The organism is Sphingomonas sp. Leaf257 (assembly GCF_001422185.1).
GTDB classification, from domain to species: Bacteria; Pseudomonadota; Alphaproteobacteria; order Sphingomonadales; family Sphingomonadaceae; genus Sphingomonas; species Sphingomonas yabuuchiae.
Map to the genome: position 1 here is coordinate 23383 of NZ_LMMH01000009.1, position 17417 is coordinate 40799.

Annotated in this window: 17 protein-coding genes and 1 other RNA gene; 8 read left to right on the forward strand and 10 right to left on the reverse strand. The window is 67.6% G+C overall.

Annotation, left to right across the window (positions count from 1 at the left end; translation table 11 throughout):
* Positions 1-312 precede the first annotated feature (312 nt).
* Positions 313-495, reverse strand: coding sequence for a YbdD/YjiX family protein (locus tag ASF14_RS07070; RefSeq protein ID WP_056433496.1), 183 nt, complete (start codon positions 493-495; stop codon positions 313-315).
* Positions 492-2537: a carbon starvation CstA family protein gene (locus ASF14_RS07075; RefSeq protein ID WP_056433498.1), complete on the reverse strand. Its 2046-nt coding sequence runs from the start codon at positions 2535-2537 to the stop codon at positions 492-494. The genes ASF14_RS07070 and ASF14_RS07075 overlap by 4 nt, the downstream gene beginning before the upstream one ends.
* 311 nt (positions 2538-2848) lie before the next feature.
* Between ASF14_RS07075 and ASF14_RS07080 the strand changes: the two genes are divergently transcribed.
* The 3 genes from ASF14_RS07080 (at position 2849) to ASF14_RS07090 (ending at position 4219) form a co-directional block, all read left to right on the forward strand.
* On the forward strand, positions 2849-3058 hold the full coding sequence (locus ASF14_RS07080) for a cold-shock protein (protein WP_056433501.1): 210 nt from the start codon (positions 2849-2851) through the stop codon (positions 3056-3058).
* Positions 3059-3116: 58 nt separating this feature from the next.
* Positions 3117-3302: a hypothetical protein gene (locus ASF14_RS07085; RefSeq protein ID WP_056433505.1), complete on the forward strand. Its 186-nt coding sequence runs from the start codon at positions 3117-3119 to the stop codon at positions 3300-3302.
* Positions 3303-3625: 323 nt separating this feature from the next.
* Entirely contained in the window at positions 3626-4219 is a 594-nt protein-coding gene (locus ASF14_RS07090) for an NADPH-dependent FMN reductase (RefSeq protein WP_056433508.1), read from the forward strand.
* Between the two features lie 411 nt (positions 4220-4630).
* On the opposite strand, the gene ASF14_RS07095 is transcribed toward ASF14_RS07090, so the two are convergent.
* A complete protein-coding gene (locus tag ASF14_RS07095) occupies positions 4631-5302 on the reverse strand; it encodes a thymidylate kinase (protein WP_056433510.1) in 672 nt (223 codons plus the stop codon).
* Positions 5302-5580 carry a chorismate mutase gene (locus ASF14_RS07100; RefSeq protein ID WP_056433511.1) on the reverse strand — a complete coding sequence of 93 codons (279 nt, stop codon included), beginning with the start codon at positions 5578-5580 and terminating at the stop codon, positions 5302-5304. The genes ASF14_RS07095 and ASF14_RS07100 overlap by 1 nt, the downstream gene beginning before the upstream one ends.
* A 110-nt stretch (positions 5581-5690) precedes the next feature.
* Here ASF14_RS07100 and ASF14_RS07105 point away from each other — a divergent pair, with 110 nt between their 5' ends.
* The 3 genes from ASF14_RS07105 (at position 5691) to ASF14_RS07115 (ending at position 9757) form a co-directional block, all read left to right on the forward strand.
* The gene (locus tag ASF14_RS07105; RefSeq protein WP_056433513.1) at positions 5691-6701 is read left to right on the forward strand and encodes a polyprenyl synthetase family protein; all 1011 of its coding nucleotides are present in this window, start codon (positions 5691-5693) and stop codon (positions 6699-6701) included.
* Positions 6702-7012: 311 nt separating this feature from the next.
* A complete protein-coding gene (gene hrpB, locus ASF14_RS07110) occupies positions 7013-9463 on the forward strand; it encodes an ATP-dependent helicase HrpB (protein ID WP_056433516.1) in 2451 nt (816 codons plus the stop codon).
* Positions 9464-9475: 12 nt separating this feature from the next.
* On the forward strand, positions 9476-9757 hold the full coding sequence (locus ASF14_RS07115; RefSeq protein ID WP_042491340.1) for an ETC complex I subunit: 282 nt from the start codon (positions 9476-9478) through the stop codon (positions 9755-9757).
* Between the two features lie 436 nt (positions 9758-10193).
* Here the strand turns inward: ASF14_RS07115 and ASF14_RS07120 are convergent, their stop codons facing one another.
* From ASF14_RS07120 to ASF14_RS07135, 4 genes are read right to left on the reverse strand one after another with little or no spacing between them, the layout of a single operon-like run.
* Positions 10194-10727: an NUDIX hydrolase gene (locus tag ASF14_RS07120; RefSeq protein ID WP_082442125.1), complete on the reverse strand. Its 534-nt coding sequence runs from the start codon at positions 10725-10727 to the stop codon at positions 10194-10196.
* Positions 10724-11389 (reverse strand): TPM domain-containing protein, encoded by a 666-nt coding sequence (locus ASF14_RS07125; RefSeq protein ID WP_056433522.1) that lies wholly within the window; start codon positions 11387-11389, stop codon positions 10724-10726. Before ASF14_RS07125 ends, ASF14_RS07120 begins: the two co-directional genes overlap by 4 nt.
* A gap of 1 nt (position 11390) precedes the next feature.
* Complete coding sequence (locus ASF14_RS07130; RefSeq protein ID WP_056433525.1) at positions 11391-12293, reverse strand: TPM domain-containing protein; 903 nt, start codon at positions 12291-12293, stop codon at positions 11391-11393.
* Between the two features lie 10 nt (positions 12294-12303).
* The gene (locus ASF14_RS07135; protein WP_056433527.1) at positions 12304-12897 is read right to left on the reverse strand and encodes a LemA family protein; all 594 of its coding nucleotides are present in this window, start codon (positions 12895-12897) and stop codon (positions 12304-12306) included.
* 108 nt (positions 12898-13005) lie between these two features.
* Between ASF14_RS07135 and mscL the strand changes: the two genes are divergently transcribed.
* A complete protein-coding gene (mscL, locus tag ASF14_RS07140; protein ID WP_056433530.1) occupies positions 13006-13458 on the forward strand; it encodes a large conductance mechanosensitive channel protein MscL in 453 nt (150 codons plus the stop codon).
* A 169-nt stretch (positions 13459-13627) separates the two neighbouring features.
* Here mscL and ASF14_RS07145 read toward each other — a convergent pair whose 3' ends face one another.
* Positions 13628-14059, reverse strand: coding sequence for an RrF2 family transcriptional regulator (locus ASF14_RS07145; RefSeq protein WP_056433595.1), 432 nt, complete (start codon positions 14057-14059; stop codon positions 13628-13630).
* A gap of 37 nt (positions 14060-14096) precedes the next feature.
* On the opposite strand from ASF14_RS07145, the gene ssrA reads away from it, so the two are divergent.
* Positions 14097-14446: a transfer-messenger RNA gene (gene ssrA / locus ASF14_RS20695) on the forward strand.
* A 373-nt stretch (positions 14447-14819) separates the two neighbouring features.
* Here the strand turns inward: ssrA and mutS are convergent.
* A complete protein-coding gene (gene mutS, locus ASF14_RS07150; RefSeq protein WP_056433598.1) occupies positions 14820-17390 on the reverse strand; it encodes a DNA mismatch repair protein MutS in 2571 nt (856 codons plus the stop codon).
* Between the last annotated feature and the right edge of the window lie 27 nt (positions 17391-17417).

Consider the following 17417-nt stretch of genomic DNA (forward strand, 5'->3'; position numbering starts at 1 on the left):
CCCAGGGGGCCTGCGACGAAAGGTCCGTCCGCGCTGTTCGGATGGGAACGCGATGTAGCTGTGGCTCGGGTAAAAGGCAAGGGCGGGGGCGGGGCGGGGGTTTCCGGCTCACGCGAAGACGCGATGGCGCGAAGGTTTTTTGTTCGCGCAGAGGCGCGGAGGACGCAGAGGGGCTTTGGCTGCGCTCAGAAGTGGCCGAATATGAGTCGCGCGGTGGGATGGTCTGGCCTGTCGGCCGGGCCTAACACCTCCGCGCCTCCGCGAGAACCAACCTTCTTTCTTCTTCCCGTCCTCGCGGTTTCGCAGGAACGATCAACAGCAGCGCCCGCCATTCTTCCCGCCGTATCGCGCCTGTTGCCGCTCGCGGAAGAAGGTCACCTCGTCCATCGGCTCCCGGTCGGGATGTTTCACCGCCATATGCGCCACATAGGCCTCATAGCTAGGCATTCCGACCATCGCATTGCCGATCTGGCGCAGGCGGGCGAGCCAGCTCATTCGGCGGCCACCGGTTCGGGCGGGACCTCGGTCACGCTCGGCCGGTCGATACGGCGCGCGATCAGGCAGGTCCGCACCGCATAGACCAGGATCGCCAGCACCACGCCCAGGAAGATCGCGCACAGCCCGGCGTCGATCCGGTCGTTGAAGATGATCCGCCCCATCTCCGCCATGGTCTTGGCGGGCGGCAGCACCTTGCCCGACGCGGCGGCGCTGGCGAACTTGTCGGCATGCGCCAGGAAACCCACGCGCGGGTCGGCCGAGAAGATCTTCAGCCAACCGGCGGTCAGCGTGCAGGCGAGCAGCCAGACCGTCGGGATCACCGTGATCCAGGCATAACGGTCCTTCTTCATGCGGAACAGCACGACCGTCGCCAGCATCAGCGCGACGGCGGCCAGCATCTGGTTGGAGATGCCGAACAGCGGCCACAGCGTGTTCACCCCGCCGAGCGGATCGGTGACGCCCTGATAGAGGAAGAAACCCCAGGCCGCGACGCACAGGCCGGTCGCGATCAGGCCCGGCGCGACCTTGCTCGATCCCCGGAAGCTGGGGACGACCAGGCCGATCAGATCCTGCAGCATGAACCTCCCTGCGCGGGTCCCCGCATCGACGGCGGTCAGGATGAACAGCGCCTCGAACAGGATGGCGAAGTGATACCAGAAGGCCTTCATCGCCTGTCCGCCGAACAGGTGGCTGAAGATTTCCGCCATCGCCACCGCCAGTGTCGGCGCGCCGCCCGCACGGCTGATGATCGTATGCTCGCCCACGTCACGCGCGACCTGGGTCAGCGTGTCGGCGGAGATGGGAAAGCCCATCGCGGTGACGGCGGCGGCGGCGCTGGCCGGATCGGTGCCCAGCACGGCGGCGGGCGCGTTCATCGCAAAATAGACGCCCGGATCGAGGATCGAGGCCGCGACCAACGCCATGATCGCCACCGCGCTTTCCATCAGCATCGCGCCGTAACCGATGAAGGGTGCGTCCTTCTCGCTGGCGATCAGCTTCGGCGTGGTGCCGCTGGCGATGAGGGCGTGGAAGCCCGACACCGCGCCGCAGGCGATGGTGATGAACAGGAAGGGGAAGAGCGGCCCGGCCCAGACCGGCCCGCTGCCGTCGATGAACTTGGTCAGCGCGGGCATCTTCAGCGGCGGCGCCATTACGACGATGCCGATGGCCAGCGCCACGATCGCGCCGATCTTGAGGAAGGTCGACAGATAGTCGCGCGGCGCGAGAAGCAGCCACACCGGCAGCACCGAGGCAACCGCGCCATAGCCGATCAGCAGGAAGCAGAGCTGCACCGGCGTGAAGGTGAACAGCGGCGCCAGTGTCGCCGATTCAGCGATCGACTGGCCATAGACGATGGCGAGGATCAGGCCGATGAAACCGATGATCGACACCTCGCCGATCTTCCCCGGCCGGACCCAGCGGGTATAACCGCCCATCAGCATCGCCAGCGGCACGGTGGCCGCCACGGTGAACAGGCCCCAGGGGCTTTCCGCCAGTGCCCGCACGACGATCAGCGCCAGCACCGCCAGGATGATGACCATGATCATGAAGGCACCGAACAGCGCGATGGTGCCCGCGACCGGGCCCATCTCCATGCGGATCAACTCGCCCAGCGAGCGCCCGTCCCGCCGCATCGACAGGAACAGCACCAGGAAATCCTGCACCGCGCCCGCCAGCACAACACCCGCAAGAATCCAAAGCGTGCCGGGCAGATAGCCCATCTGCGCCGCCAGTACCGGCCCGACCAAAGGCCCGGCACCCGCGATGGCGGCAAAATGGTGGCCGAACAGCACCGTCCGGTCGGTCGCCACATAGTCGAGGCCGTCGGCCCGGCGGATGGCCGGAGTGGGGCGGCGGGGGTCGATGCCGATCACCCGCGCGATGAACAGCGCATAGTAACGATAGGCGATCAGATAGACCGAGACGGCGGCGGCCACGATCCATAGCGCGTTGATCGGTTCACCGCGTACCGTGGCGACCACGCCCAGCGCGCCCGCTCCGACGATCGCCAGTGCGATCCAGGGAAGGTGTTTCGTCATGCCCCGCTCGGTCCTCCCGTTCTGCTTTGTCCTTCTTCTAACCCGCCCGACCGGCGACGCCAGTCCCGAAAGCCGGTCGGGGTGAAGTTCGGGCGTTCATGGGGGCGCTCGCAAGGCCATGCTGTCGGTCGATCGGGGTGAGCGGAAACAGTATTTTCGCACCGGCCCTTACATTTGCGCGCGGGGACCCGATATTGATCCGTGCTAAAGTCGCAAATCGACGGTTCTCTGCTTTGTGGCTCGTTCCTTCTTTCCCTGCACCGCGGCCCCGAACCCGGCCCTGCCTGGTTCATCATGATGAAGGAACGAATATGAGCATCACGGGAACCGTCAAATTCTTCAACGCCGACAAGGGTTATGGCTTCATCGCCCCCGAGAGTGGCGGCGCGGACGCCTTTGTCCATATCAGCGCGGTCGAGCGCGCCGGGATGATCACGCTGAACCAAAACCAGCGGGTCACCTATGAACTGGAAGAGGATCGTCGCGGAAAGATGGCGGCGGTCAACCTTCAGCCCGCCTGAATGTCGAAGCGGTAGCCGGTCCGGCTACCGCTTTTTTTGTGGCCCGAAAGGATAATCCATGTCTCGCGATGCCATCTTCTTCCGCAATCAGGCCGAGATCGAGCGCAACAACGCCGCCGATGCGACATTGCAGAATGTCCGCGACCGCTGCGAGCGTGCCGCCGCGTCCTGGGACGCGATGGCCGTCCGGGCCGAGCGGGCGGAACTGGGACGCGCGGCAGCGGCGGCGCGAGCGGCGCTATAGGCCGAAGCGGAATCCGTAACCCAGCCCCAGCGTCGCCTGCCGCCGCTGCCCCGCTCGCGGATCAGCGGTGAATCGGCGACCGGGCCGCCCAGGCCGTAGGGCACACGCCCCGTCCGCGCGATAGGGCGTCAGGTCGCCGACAAGTCCGCGACCATGCCGTCATGCCGTCATGCCGTCATGCCGTGTGAATCCCTGCCGTACTTCCTGCGCCTGCGCCGGACAGGCGAGCGGCACGACGATTCCCAAAGCCCGGACAAGGCCAGCGGGCCTCTGAGCAAACTTAGCGCTTGCCCCGCCGCGCGGTCCGGGGTGAAAGGCTCGGCATGGCCAGCGCATCCTCTTCCCCGCTCGTCGTCGGCATCGGCGGCACGATCGGCAGCGTCTCTTCGACCGAGCGCGCGCTGCGCACCGCGATGACGGCGGCGGCGGACGAAGGGTTCCGCACCCATGTCTTCGGCGGCGAGGATCTGGCGCGCCTGCCGCTCTACAACCCGCGCGCGGGCGAGCGGACCGAGGCGGAGCGCGTGTTCGTCGACACCGTGCGACAGGCGTCGGCGATCATCATCGCCAGTCCCGGCTATCATGGCAGCATATCGGGGCTGGTGAAGAACGCGCTCGACCTGTTGGAGGAAACGGCGAAGGACGACCGGCCCTATTTCGCCGACCTGCCCGTGGGGCTGATCGCCACCGCCTATGGCTGGCAGGCGACGGGTTCGACCATCGCGGCGCTGCGCTCGATCGTCCATGCGCTGCGGGGGTGGCCGACGCCCTTCGCGGCGGCAGTGAACACGCAGCAGACGCACTTCGACGCGGAAGGGCGGATCAGCGACCCGGCGGTCGAGGGGCAGTTGCGCCTCGTCGGCCAACAGGTCGCCCGCTTCGCACCGCTGGCCGGGACGATCCGCGCGTCGAACTGAGGGGCGTTTTCTGCGTCAATCTTGTTCACGCCAAGCCGTAAAGAGTTTGATTTCGCGCGGAGGCGCGGAGGACGCAGAGAAGTATCGCGCGCGGCGGCGCGAAGTTCTCTTTCTCCTGATCGCTTGAGGGGGACGGGCTGCAAGAGCCGCGAGCACGACAGCTCCGCGTCCTCCGCGCCTCTGCGCGAACCAAATCTTCTCTCTTCGCGGCATCGCGGCTTCGCGTGAGATCAATGATTTCATCAAGGGGAGAAGTTCGCGAATTAAGTCAATCCGTTCCCCGGCGAAGGCCGGGGCCCAGTTCCTTCCAAGCCGGTGGCGCGTCGAAACGTTGCGTGGGGGGCCAATGCCTCGCGCATCGATAGCGCCTGGAAACTGGACCCCGGCCTTCGCCGGGGAACAATCGATGGGTTAGCGCAGGCGCTCCGTCGCCAGCGCCGTGATCTCGTCCGCAATCGCCGCCGGATCGCGCAACGTACCGCCCGCCACGGTCGACACCGTCACCCATTCGCCCAGCATCGCCCCGTCCGCCATCGCGGCGTAATTGGCGCGCACCCGCGCCTGAAGCCCCAGATCGGCCTCATAGGCGTCATAGGTGTCGTCGGTATAACTCCGCTTGCGCTTGCGGGCGATCAGGTCGCGCGCGACGTCGAGCGGCGTGTCGAGATAGACCGACAGATGCGGGGCGGGCAGGCGGAACTGCACCGTCTCCAACTGCTCGATCCATTGCAGCAGCGCGGGCGCCTGGTCGGGCGCCACCTGCGCCGCCTGATAGGCCATGTTCGACGCGATATAGCGGTCGAACACGATCACGTCGTGTGCTTCGGCCAGTTCGATCAGGTGCGGCCGCGATTCGAATCGGTCGAGCGCATAGAGAGTCGCCGCCGTCTCGGGCGCGGCGGCATGGGGCAGGCGGCCCGCCAGATACTCGCCCAATGCCCAGCCGCCGACCGTCTCGGCATAGCGCGGGAAGGACAAGGCCGCCGCCGACAGCCCGGCGGCGTTCAGCCGCTCGGTAACGGCCGCCGTCGCGGTTGCCTTGCCTGCGCCGTCCGCGCCTTCGATCGCCAGCAGGAATGCCATCAGCCGCGCAGTCGCTCATGGTGGCGGATCACTTCGTCGATGATGAAGCGCAGGAATTTCTCGGAAAATTCGGGGTCCAGCTGCGCATCGCTCGCCAGTTGGCGCAACCGGGCGATCTGCGACTCCTCGCGGCCGGGATCGGCCGGGGGCAGTTCGTTCTCCGCCTTGTAGCGTCCGACCGCCTGGGTGATCTTGAATCGCTCGGCCAGCATGAAGACCAGCGCGGCGTCGATATTGTCGATCGACTGGCGATAGCCGGTCAGCACGGTGTCGGACATGATCGGTCTGTCTCCCTCTGGCGGCCCGCGCCGCACATGAATTCGCGCGGGCCCTTTCGCGCTTAGGCTTGCGTTCGGCAAGCGTTGTCGCCAGAGGCTCTTACCTGCCCATGACCGTAACCGCCACCCGCCTCGCCAAGCCCGCGCCCTCGCTGGACCCGATGATCCGGCTGGTGGCCGACGACATGAACGCCGTGAACCAGGTCATCATCGACCGCATGGCGTCGGAAATCCCGCTGATCCCGCAACTGGCGGGCCACCTGATCGCGGGCGGCGGCAAGCGGATGCGCCCGATGCTGACGCTCGCGAGCGCACAGCTGCTAGGTTATCAGGGCAACAGCCATCATGTCCTGGCCGCGGCGGTCGAGTTCATCCACACCGCCACGCTGCTGCATGACGATGTCGTCGACGGCTCCGACCTGCGGCGCGGGCGGCGGACCGCCAACATCATCTGGGGCAATCCCGCCAGCGTGCTGGTCGGCGACTTCCTGTTCAGCCGGTCCTTCCAGCTGATGGTCGATGCGGGCAGCCTGAAGGTGCTGAACATCCTGTCGGGTGCCTCGGCGGTGATCGCGGAGGGAGAGGTGAACCAGCTGACCGCCGTGCGGCAGGTGGGGTTGGCCGAGGAACGCTATCTGTCGATCATCGACGCCAAGACCGCCGCGCTGTTCGCCGCCGCCTGTCGCATCGCGGCGGTCGTCGCCGAGCGGCCGGAGGCGGAGGAGCTGGCGCTGGAGGCCTATGGTCGGAACCTGGGCATCGCGTTCCAGCTGATCGATGATGCGATCGACTATGTGTCGGACGCAGGCACGATGGGCAAGGACGCGGGCGACGATTTCCGCGAGGGCAAGATGACCCTGCCGGTGATCCTGGCCTATGCGCGGGCGAACGACGAAGAGCGCGCATTCTGGAAGGATGCGGTCGAGGGGCGGCGGACGTCGGACGAGGACTTCGCCCACGCCATCGCGCTGGTCCGCAAGAGCCGGGCGGTCGACGACACGATGGCCCGCGCGCGCCATTATGGCGGGTTGGCGATCGAGGCGCTGCGTGGCTTTGCCGATGGTCCGGCGAAGAGCGCGATGATCGAAGCGGTCGAGTTCGCGGTCGCGCGGGCGTATTGAAACCAAACAACCGTTCCCCGGCGAAGGCCGGGGCCCAGTTGCCGTGCAGTGTCGAAGCCACGAAACGCTTTGCCTCCCCCGCGTTGTGTAACGCGCCACGAATTTCGTGGAGCCTGGGCCCCGGCCTCTGCCGGGGAACGGCTTGACTGAGACTGCATCCCATCCTCCGTTCAGGCTGAGCGAAGTCGAAGCCCACGCCTCGACATTCGCCACACGGACGGGGCTTCCCTTAGCCTTCGACGTCGCTCAGCCCGAACGGAGGTGAGGCGCAGGTCCTTCACCCCGCTCCCCAAACCCCCTATCGCACCCCCATGACCCTGCCCGTCACTGCCGTCCTGCCCGACCTGCTGACCGCGCTCGCCGACGCCCCCAACGCCGTCCTCGTCGCGCCCCCCGGCGCGGGCAAGACCACGGCCGTCGCGCCCGCCCTTCTCGACCAGCCCTGGTGCACCGGCGAAATCCTGCTCCTGTCCCCCCGCCGCCTCGCCGCCCGCGCCGCCGCCGAGCGCATGGCCGCACTCGCCGAGGAGCCGGTCGGCCGCACCTTCGGCTATGCGACCCGGATGGACACCAAGGTCAGCGCCGCGACCCGCGTGACCGTCGTCACCGAAGGCATCTTCGTCGCGCGCATCCAGGCCGATCCCGAGCTGGCGGGCGTCTCGGCGGTGCTGTTCGACGAAGTTCATGAACGCAGCCTCGACGGCGATTTCGGGCTGGCGCTGGCGTTGGATGCGCAAGCAGGATTGCGACCCGATCTGCGGCTGGTTGCGATGTCCGCCACGCTCGATGGCCGTCGCTTCTCCAGCCTGATGGGCGATGCCCCGGTCATCGAGAGCGAGGGGCGCAGCCATCCGCTGACCCTGCGCCATCTCGGTCGCGCCACCGAAGCGCGGATCGAGGACTCGGTCGCCGCCGCCATCCGCCGCACACTGACCGAGGAGGCGGAGGGCGACATCCTCGCCTTCCTGCCCGGCACCGCCGAGATCGCACGCACCGCCGAGCGGCTGGCGAACCTTCCCTCCGCCATCGCGATCCACGAACTCCATGGTTCGCTCGACCCGGCGGCGCAGCGCGCGGCGATCCGGCGCGATCCGGAGGGACGGCGGCGGATCGTGCTGGCCACCTCCATCGCGGAGACCAGCCTGACGCTGGATGGCGTACGGATCGTCGTCGATTCCGGGTTGGCCCGCCGCCCGCGCTACGACCGCGCGGCGGGCATGACCCGGCTTGTCACCGAGCGCGCCAGCCAGGCCGCCGTCATCCAGCGCGCGGGCCGCGCCGCGCGCCAGTCGCCGGGTGTCGCTTACCGCCTGTGGGAAGAAGCCGCGACGGCGGGCCTGCCACGTTTCGATCCCCCCGAGATCCTGGAGGCGGACCTGTCGGCGCTGCTGCTCGGCACCGCGCTCTGGGGGGTAAGCGACCCGCGCGCACTGCCATGGCTCGACCCGCCGCCCGAGGCGGCCGTTGCGGAAGCCCGCGCCCGCCTCACGGTGCTGGAGGCGCTGGACGAAACCGGCCGCCCGACCGCGCATGGCAAGGCGATCGCCAAACTGCCGATGCCGCCGCGCCTGGCGCATATGCTGATCCGCAGCGGCGAGCGCGGGCTGGCGTCGACCGCCGCCGAGGTCGCCGTGCTGCTCGGCGAGCGTGGCATGGGCGGGCAGGATGTCGATGTCGAACAGCGCCTGCGCCGCTGGCGGACCGAGCGTGGCCCCAAGGCGGAAGCGGCGAGGGCGATGGCGAAACGCTGGACCGGCCTCGCCCCGAAACCGGTCGAGCGGGAGATTTGGGACCATGCGGCGGGCGTCTGCCTCGCGCTCGCCTATCCCGATCGGGTGGCGCGGCGGCGTGACGGCACGGGCGAGAATTGGGCGAGTGTGGGGGGCAGGGGCTTCCGGCTCGATCCCGCCTCTGGGCTGGCGAGTTCGGAATGGCTGGCGGTGGGCGAGACGCAAGGTGCGGCCTCGGGCGCGCGCATCCTGTCGGCCGCGCCGCTCGACCTTGCCACCGTCGAGGCGCTGTTCGCCGATCGGATCGAGACGCGGCGGACCGTCACCTTCAACCCGGCAACGGGCGGCGTCGAGGCGTTGCGCGAACGGCGGCTGGGCGGGCTTCGCCTGTCGAGCGGCCCCGATTCGGGCGCGTCACCCGACGCCATCGCCGAGGCGCTGGTCGAGGGGGTGCGGACGCATGGCCTGTCGCTGCTGCCCTGGAGCGACGGGGCGGGGGCTTACCGGGCGCGAGCGGCCTATGCCGGGGTGGCGCTGGACGACGAGACGCTGCTCGAACGGCTGGACGACTGGCTGCCCGCATTGGTCGCGGGCAAGCGGCGGCTGGACGCGCTGGCACCGGGCGCGCTGACCGAGGCGATCCGCAATCTGGTCGACTGGAACGACCAGCGGCGGATCGATTCGATGGCGCCGTCGCAGTTCACCAGCCCGGCGGGCAGTAGCCATGCGATTGATTATGCAGCCGAAGGTGGTCCGCGCGTCGAGCTGCGCGTGCAGGCGCTGTTCGGCCTCGCCGAGCATCCGGTGATCGGGGCCGAGCGCGTGCCGCTGGTCCTCAGCCTCACCTCACCCGCCGGGCGGCCGATCCAGACGACGCGCGATCTGCCCGGTTTCTGGGCGGGAAGCTGGAGCGCGGTGGCCAAGGAAATGCGCGGCCGCTACCCCCGTCACCCCTGGCCCGACGACCCCGCGGCGGCGTCCGCGACGCTGCGCACGAAAAAGGCGGATGCAAGAGCCGCCGGTTCGCGATAAGGGACAAGAATTATGGCCACTGCTCGCATCTTCCAGCGCCCCAAGAACGCGATGCAATCCGGCAAGTACCGGACCGATCGCTGGCAACTCGAATTCGAACCGACCGAGGCGAAAAAGCCCGATCCCCTGACCGGCTGGGCCGGCAGCGGCGACACGCAGGAACAGGTCCGCCTGACCTTCGCGACGCTGGAAGAGGCGATCGCCTATTGCCAGCGCGAAGGGCTCGATCATCATGTCGTGCCGACGCCGCAAAAGACGTTGAAGCTGCAAAGCTACGCCGACAACTTTCGCTGAGGTTCAAGCGCTCCGGTCGAGGCCGGGGCGCTTTTTCTTTCGCGCGTGGCGCTTGAGGGGGTTGGTTCGCGCGGAGACGCGGAGACGCGGAGGTGTCTCGCCCGGCGGCATCGGGATCGCTTCATAACCGGCTGATTAGAGCGGTATGTCGCTTCCGCGCGCCCATCCTCTCTGCGTCCTCTGCGCGAACAAAGTTTCTTGGCACCTGCCCGTCGGTCCCGGCGGGTCACCATGTATTCGCGCGAAGCCGCGATGACGCGAAGAATTTGTGAATTGGTTCGCGCAGAGGCGCAGAGAGCGCAGAGGTGGCGTGTCTGGTGGCATCCGGCGCGCGTGACAAACGGCCGGTTGAAGAGATATTTCGCTGCCGCGAGCAAGACCTCTCCGCGCCTCCGCGTCTCCGCGCGATAAATCGTCTTCGCGGCTTCGCGCGAACTTAAAAGCCCAGGATGCCGCCACCCAGCAGCAAGAGCAGCTTGGCATCGACCGCCACGCCCGCCGCGCGGCGTTCGGCGATGAAGGCGGAAACCTCGGACAGTTTCACCCGGTGAACGACGATCTGTTCGTCCGAATCGCCACCGCCTTCGCCGACCTTCACCAGCCCGGTGGCCCGGACCAGGGTGAAACGCTCCGACGTCATGCCCGGCGAGGAACAGAATTCCCCCAGCGCCTCGATCCGGGCGGGGCGATAGCCGGTTTCCTCTTCCAGCTCGCGTGCGGCGCCGTCGAGCACCGCTTCGCCCTCGGTCTCGTCACCGATCAATCCGGCGGGCATTTCCAGACAGGTCAGGCCCAGCGGAATGCGGAATTGCTCGACCAGCAGGATATGGCCGTCCTCGATCGCCAGGATGACGGCGGCGCGGATGTCGCGCGGTCGGTCGGCATATTCCCAGGTGCCGCGCTTGCGCAGCGCCAGGAAACGCCCCTCGGCCAGGGTTTCGAGGGGGGCGTCCATACGGGGATCGGTCATAGCGAGATCGGTCTGTCCGGCAGTTCGTTGGTGTCCGCCGCCGTCTTGGGGAAATGTGTCGCCAGCACAAGCCCGATGCGCTCGACCGCCGCGCTCAGCCCTTCGCCGACATGGCCCTTGGCGACATGGGGCAGCATCACCGCCATGGCGCGGCCCCAGGTTTCCGGCCCGACCTTGCCGGTCAGGCCGGAGTCGGCGACGATCTCGGCCATATGCTCGTCCTCCGAGAGGTAGAGCAGAACGCCGTAACGACTGTCGGTCCGTCGCTCGGCCGAGACGCGGAACAGCAGGACGGCACGCGCCCGGACGCGGGCATGGCGGATGCTCTTGGGCACCAGCGCGATGCGGCGCGCGACGGGGCCGAGCAGCGCAAAGACCAGACCGAAGACCAGAATCTGTGCGAGCATCAGCACGCCCAGGATCAGATCCTCGCCCGGCGCGCTCCAGGCGTCGTGGACCAGCGCCAGCAGCTTCAACCCCAGATCGGGGAAGAGCGCGGCGAAGAGCGGCACCAGCAGCATGGCGGCCGCCGCATACCACAAGGCGATATCACGATACTCGTCCGACCGGGGCGCGACGATGGTGACGATCTCCGCATCCGTCGTCGCCTCCGCGCGCGCGACGGCGGCGGTGACCAGGTCGCTATCGGCTTCGCTCAACATCTTACCAATCCCCCGATGCGCCGCCGCCGCCGAAATCGCCCCCGCCGCCGCCGGTAAAGCCGCCGCCGAACCACGATCCGTCGCTGCCGCCGCCGGACGAGCCGCCGCCCGAACTCCAGCCGCCGCCCGATCCGCCGCCGCTGCCCCAGCCTGGACCCCAGAGGATGATCGGCCAGCCTCCGCCGCCGCGACGCCCACCGCCGCCCCCACGATCATCATCGTCATCGTCGTGGAAACGCTGGCCCTGTCGGCGGCGCAGGATCGACAGCAGGACGAAGCCGCCGATGAAGATCACCAATATGATGACGATCGGAAAGCCGTTGGAATCGCTGCCGCCGCGGCGATGCTCGCGGTCGAACTGCTTGGCGGCCTCGGCCACCTTGGCCTGGGCTTCCTCGGGCGAGGCGCGAAGCTGGGCGATGACCGCGTCTGCGCCCGCGTTCAGGGCACCCGATATGTCGCTCGATTCCCGAAGGCGCGGGATCATCAGCGTACGGATCATCTGCGACGACCAGGCGTCGGTCAGGATCGGCTCCAACCCACGCCCGACCTCCAGCCGGGGGCCGCGCTGGCCCTTGCCCTCATTGGGCGCGACGAACAGGATCGCGCCGTTGTTCGCGTCCTTCAGGCCGACGCCCCAGGCCCGGCCCAGCCGATAGCCATAATCCTCGATCGGATAGCCCTGCAGGTCGGGGATCGTCGCGACCACCAACTGGCGGCCGGTATCCTTCTGCAAGGCCGCCAGCTTCTGTTCGAGCTGGGCCTTGGTCGCGGGATCGATCTTGTTCGCCGCGTCGACGACCAGCCCGTCGAGCTTGGGAAAGGTCTGCGCCATCACGGGGACGGCGCAGAGGATCAGCCAGAGCCCGATGACCGGGCGAAGCAACCGGGTGAACCGGGGCATGAGAATACGATCAGGCGCCGAAATTCACCTTGGGCGCATTCTCGGCGCCCGGCGTGGTCGCCTGATAGGGGGTCTTGGGCTTGGCGCCGTAGAACACCTTGGCACCGATCGCGTCGGGGAAGGTACGGATGCGGGTATTATAGGCCTGCACCGCCTTGTTGTAATCGCCGATCGCGATGTTGATGCGGTTCTCGGTGCCTTCGAGCTGGCTCATGAAGGTCTGGAAATTGTCCTGGCTCTTCAGGTTCGGATAGGCCTCGACATTGGCCAGCAGGCGGCCGAGCGAGCCGCTGAGCTGGCCCTGCGCTGCCGCGAACTGCTGCATCTTGGCGGGGTCGGACAGGTCGTCACCCGACACCTGGACCGAGGTCGCCTTGGCGCGCGCGTTGACCACCTCGGTCAGGATCGACTTTTCCGAGGCGGCGGCACCCTTCACGGTGGCTTCCAGATTGGGAATCAGGTTCGCGCGGCGCTGATAGGCGGCCTGAACGTCGGCCCATTTCGCGTTCACATTTTCCTCGGCCGTGGGCACGCTGTTCATGCCGCAGCCGGACAAAGCGACGGCCATCACGACCGGGGTCAGGGCAAGAACGGGACGACGCATTCGAATATTCCTCCGTCAACTGTATCGGCTATATAAGACGCGTGAGGCGCTTGGCGAAGGGCAAAAGCGACGATAGCCTGAAAGTTCATCGAATAGAGGGAGTTGGCGATGCTCAAGGAATTTCGCGCCTTCATCGCGCGGGGCAATGTGCTCGATCTGGCGGTGGCGGTCATCATCGGGGCGGCGTTCAGCAAGATCGTGACATCGCTGACCGACGACGTGCTGATGCCGGTGATCGGCAAGATTTTCGGCGGTCTGGATTTCTCCAGCTATTTTCTGCGCATGGGGCCGATACCCGCCAATTATGCGGGTTCGCTGACCGATTATGCCGCGCTGAAGAAAGCGGGCGTGCCGCTGCTCGGCTATGGCGCGTTCGTGACGCAGGCGGTCAATTTCGTGATCGTCGCCTTCATCATCTTCCTGCTGATCCGCACCGTGAATCGTGCGACCGCGATCTTCGAGAAGGACAAGACCGTAGCCGCCGCCGAGCCCAAGGCCGAACCCGCCGATGTCGCGCTGCTCCGCGAAATCCGCGACGAACTGCGCGCGCGGCGTCCCTGAGCGTTTAAATCAGAAGGCTGGTGTTCCCCGGCGGAGGCCGGGGCCCAGTTGTCGTCAAGCCCGTGACGCGCAGCAACGTCGCTTGGGAGGCGGCGTCGCCCCGCCTCCGTTGCTTCACCGCAACTGGACCCCGGCCTCCGCCGGGGTGGCACAATGTTGGGTAAAGGGCTTAAGCCGCCGCCAGCTTCTTGGCCGTTGCATCCGCTAGGCTGGTACCGTCGAGAATCCGCGCCGTCTCGTCGCGCACGCGCATCATCGCATGGCGGATGGCGCAGTCGGCTTCGCTCTTGCAGTCGTTGCACGGGCGATAGGCGGTCCGGCTGACGCAGGGCACCAGCGCCAGCGGCCCTTCGATCGTGCGGATGATGTCACCCAGCGAGATCAGATGCGCGGGCCGCGCCAGCCGGTATCCGCCCATTTTGCCGCGCTGGCTGTCGAGCAGCTGCGCGCCCTTCAGGTCGGCGAGGATCAGCTCCAGGAATTTGCGTGGCACATTGGCCTCGGCCGCGATGCGGGTCATCGAGGTCGGCGGCCCGTCCACCGGCATTTCCGCCAGGAACAGCATCGCGCGCAGCGCATAACGGGACCGCTGGGTCAACATGGCCGCCTCCATGGACCCAAAATGGGGCGAGCGAAAGGCATTTGCGTAATGCCGCCGGGCTTCCTATATCCCCTTTTGCCGGGTTTCACCCGGCTATGACGATAAACTGCGGCGAGTAATAGACGCAGCGGACCCGGGGGCAGTACCCGGCGGCTCCACCATAAAAGGTGGTGTACTTGGACACCGTTTCTGACGGGGCCGAACCAGGATCGACGTGTGTTGAAAAGCGCTGTTTTCGTTCGGAATGGGACCACCGCAACGGCCCATATACACAAGTGCCAACGATAACGAAGCACTCGCGATTGCGGCGTAATTGAGGGCCTCGCGGCCTGACATTACACCAAAATAGCGCGGTCGGACCCCACCGGGCAACAGAAGGGGAATCCAGCGGTACGGGGAGCACCGGGCAACAGAAGCTCCCCACTTTCCTGTTCTTGATGATCGGGGCGGAGGCATTTCATTCATGCCCGATCAGCTTCCCACCCTCCGTTCGCACTGAGCGAAGTCGAAGTGCACGGGCCGTCCTTGTGGCTGGGCGAGGTGCGTGGCCTTCGACTTCGCTCAGGCTGAACGGAGGTGGGGAGATTTGTCTTCTCTACTCTTCGACCCCGGCGAAGGCCGGGGCCCAGTTGCGGTGAGCCATCGAAGGCGGGATACCGATTGCCTCCCCCTGACGATCCTAGCGCGCCTTGGGCTGCGTGGAACCTGGGCTCCGGCCTGCGCCGGGGTCGAAGAAGCGAGTAAGCGGGAAGGGGCTCGTTCACCCCTCCCGCGCCAACGCCTTCAACTTGTACAGCGCATCCAGCGCCTCGCGTGGCGACAGGGCGTCGACGTCGAGCTTCTCCACCTCCGCCCGGATCGCATCGCACTGTTCTTCCTCGATCTGCGCCGCGGCGGCGAACAGCGGCAGGTCGTCCAGCCCCGCCGCCAGCCCGCCGGTCTTGGCGCGGCCCGCCTCCAGCTTGGCCAGTACTGATTTGGCCCGCGCCACCGTCGTCGGCGGCATCCCCGCCAGCCGTGCGACCGCCAGACCGTAGGAGCGATCGGCCGGCCCTTCCGAAACCTCATGCAGCAGGACCAGTTCGCCCTTCCACTCGCGCGCGCGGACATGGTGGAGCGACAGCGCCTCGCACCGCTCGGCCAGCCGGGTCAACTCGTGATAGTGAGTCGCGAACAGGCAGCGGCAGCGATTATCCTCATGGATCGCCTCGACGACGGCCCAGGCGATCGCAAGGCCGTCATAGGTCGAGGTACCACGCCCCACTTCGTCCAGGATCACGAAGCTGCGTGGGCCAGCCTGTGCCAGGATCGCGGCCGTCTCGACCATTTCGACCATGAAGGTCGAGCGCCCACGCGCAAGATTGTCCGACGCGCCGACCCGGCTGAACAGCCGGTCGACCAGTCCGATCTTGGCGTGCGTGGCGGGCACATAGGACCCGGCTTGCGCCAGCACTGCGATCAGCGCGTTCTGACGCAAGAAGGTCGACTTGCCGCCCATATTCGGGCCGGTAACCAGCCAGAGCCGTGAGGATTCCGACAGCGAACAATCATTGGCGACGAACCGCTCACCCGAGCGCGCCACTGCCGCCTCGACCACCGGATGCCGCCCGCCCGTCACATCGAAACAGGCATGGTCGACCAGTTCGGGCCGGACCCAGCCGCCCTCCACCGCACGTTCCGCCAGCCCGCTCGCCACGTCCAGTCGGGCGAGCGCATCCGCCGTCGCGGCGATCCCTTCGCGCGAGGCGAGCGCGGCGGCGGTCAGCTCCTCCAGATGCGCGGCCTCGGCGGCCAGCGCATGGGCGCCTGCCTGCGCGACCTTGCTGGCGACCTCATGCAACTCGGGCGTGTTGAAGCGGACGACGCCCGCCAGCGTCTGGCGATGGGTAAAGCCCGATTCCGGCTTCATCAGCGCATCGGCCGAACGTGCAGGGACTTCGACATGATAGCCGAGCACGCCGTTGTGACGGATCTTCAGCGCGGCAATGCCGGTCTTCTGGCGGAACTCGGTCTCCAGCGCGGCGATGGCGCGGCGTCCGCCCGCACCCGCATCGCGCAGATCGTCGAGCGCCACGTCATAGCCCGCCGCGATATAGCCGCCCTCGCTCGCCTCGATCGGCGGCGAGGGGACGAGCGCGCGGCGGAGCAGGTCGATCAGTGCGCCATGGCCGCGCAAACGGGGCGTCGTCTCGCGCAGCAGGGGAGGACCATCGGTCAGTTGCTCGGACAGCGCCCAGGCCCCGTCGAGGCCATCCCGCAGCTGCCCCAGATCGCGCGGGGAACCACGCCCCGCCGCGATCCGGCCGATGGCGCGGCCGATATCGGGCAGCGCCCGCAATGCTGCACGCAAACGCTCACGAAGCGCGGCATCGTCATGGAAATGCTGCACCAGATCGAGCCGCGCCTCGATCGCATCCCGGTCCATCAGCGGCGCGCCGATATCCCCGGCCAGCGCCCGCGCACCCGCGCCCGTCACCGTCCGGTCGACCGCATCGAGCAGCGAGCCCTTGCGCTGGCCGTTCGCGGTCTGGGTCAGCTCCAGACTTTCGCGCGTCGCCGCGTCGATCGCCATGGCGCCTGCCGCTTGGCTCAGGACGGGCGGGCGCAGGAAGGGCAGGGCACCCTTGGCGGTGTGGTCGAGATAGGCGACCAGTCCGCCCGCCGCCGACAGCCCGGCACGGCTGAACTGGCCGAACCCGTCCAGCGTGGCGACGCCGTACAGCCGCTTCAGCCGGTCCTCGCCGCTGCCGCTGTCGAAGGTCGAAGAGGGGCGCAACGTCGTCGCGGCATCGGCATGGACCGCATTCTCGGCGGCGACCACTTCGGCGGCGGCCAGGCGGGCCAGCTCTGCCCCCAGTGCGTCGGCCTTCACATCGATCACCACGAACCGCCCGGTCGAGATGTCGGCGGCAGCCAGTGCCACCGTGCCGCCTGCCTCGCCGATCGCGACGCACCAGTTATCGGACTTGGCGTCGAGCAGGGCTTCCTCGGTGAGCGTACCCGCCGTCACCACCCGCACGATGCCGCGCGATACCAGCGCTTTGGAGCCGCCGCGTGCCTTGGCCTCGGCAGGCGTCTCGGTCTGTTCGGCGATGGCGACGCGGTGCCCGGCCTTGATCAGGCGCTGCAGATAGGCGGTCGCGGCATGGACCGGCACCCCGCACATCGGAATCTTCTCGCCTTCATGCTCCCCGCGCGAGGTCAGCGCGATGTCGAGCACGCCCGACGCGATGCGCGCATCGTCGAAGAACAGTTCGAAGAAATCGCCCATCCGGTAGAAGAGCAGGCAATCCTCGGCCTCGGCCTTCAGCGCCAGATATTGCGCCATCATCGGGGTGGGGGTGGTCATCGGCACTTC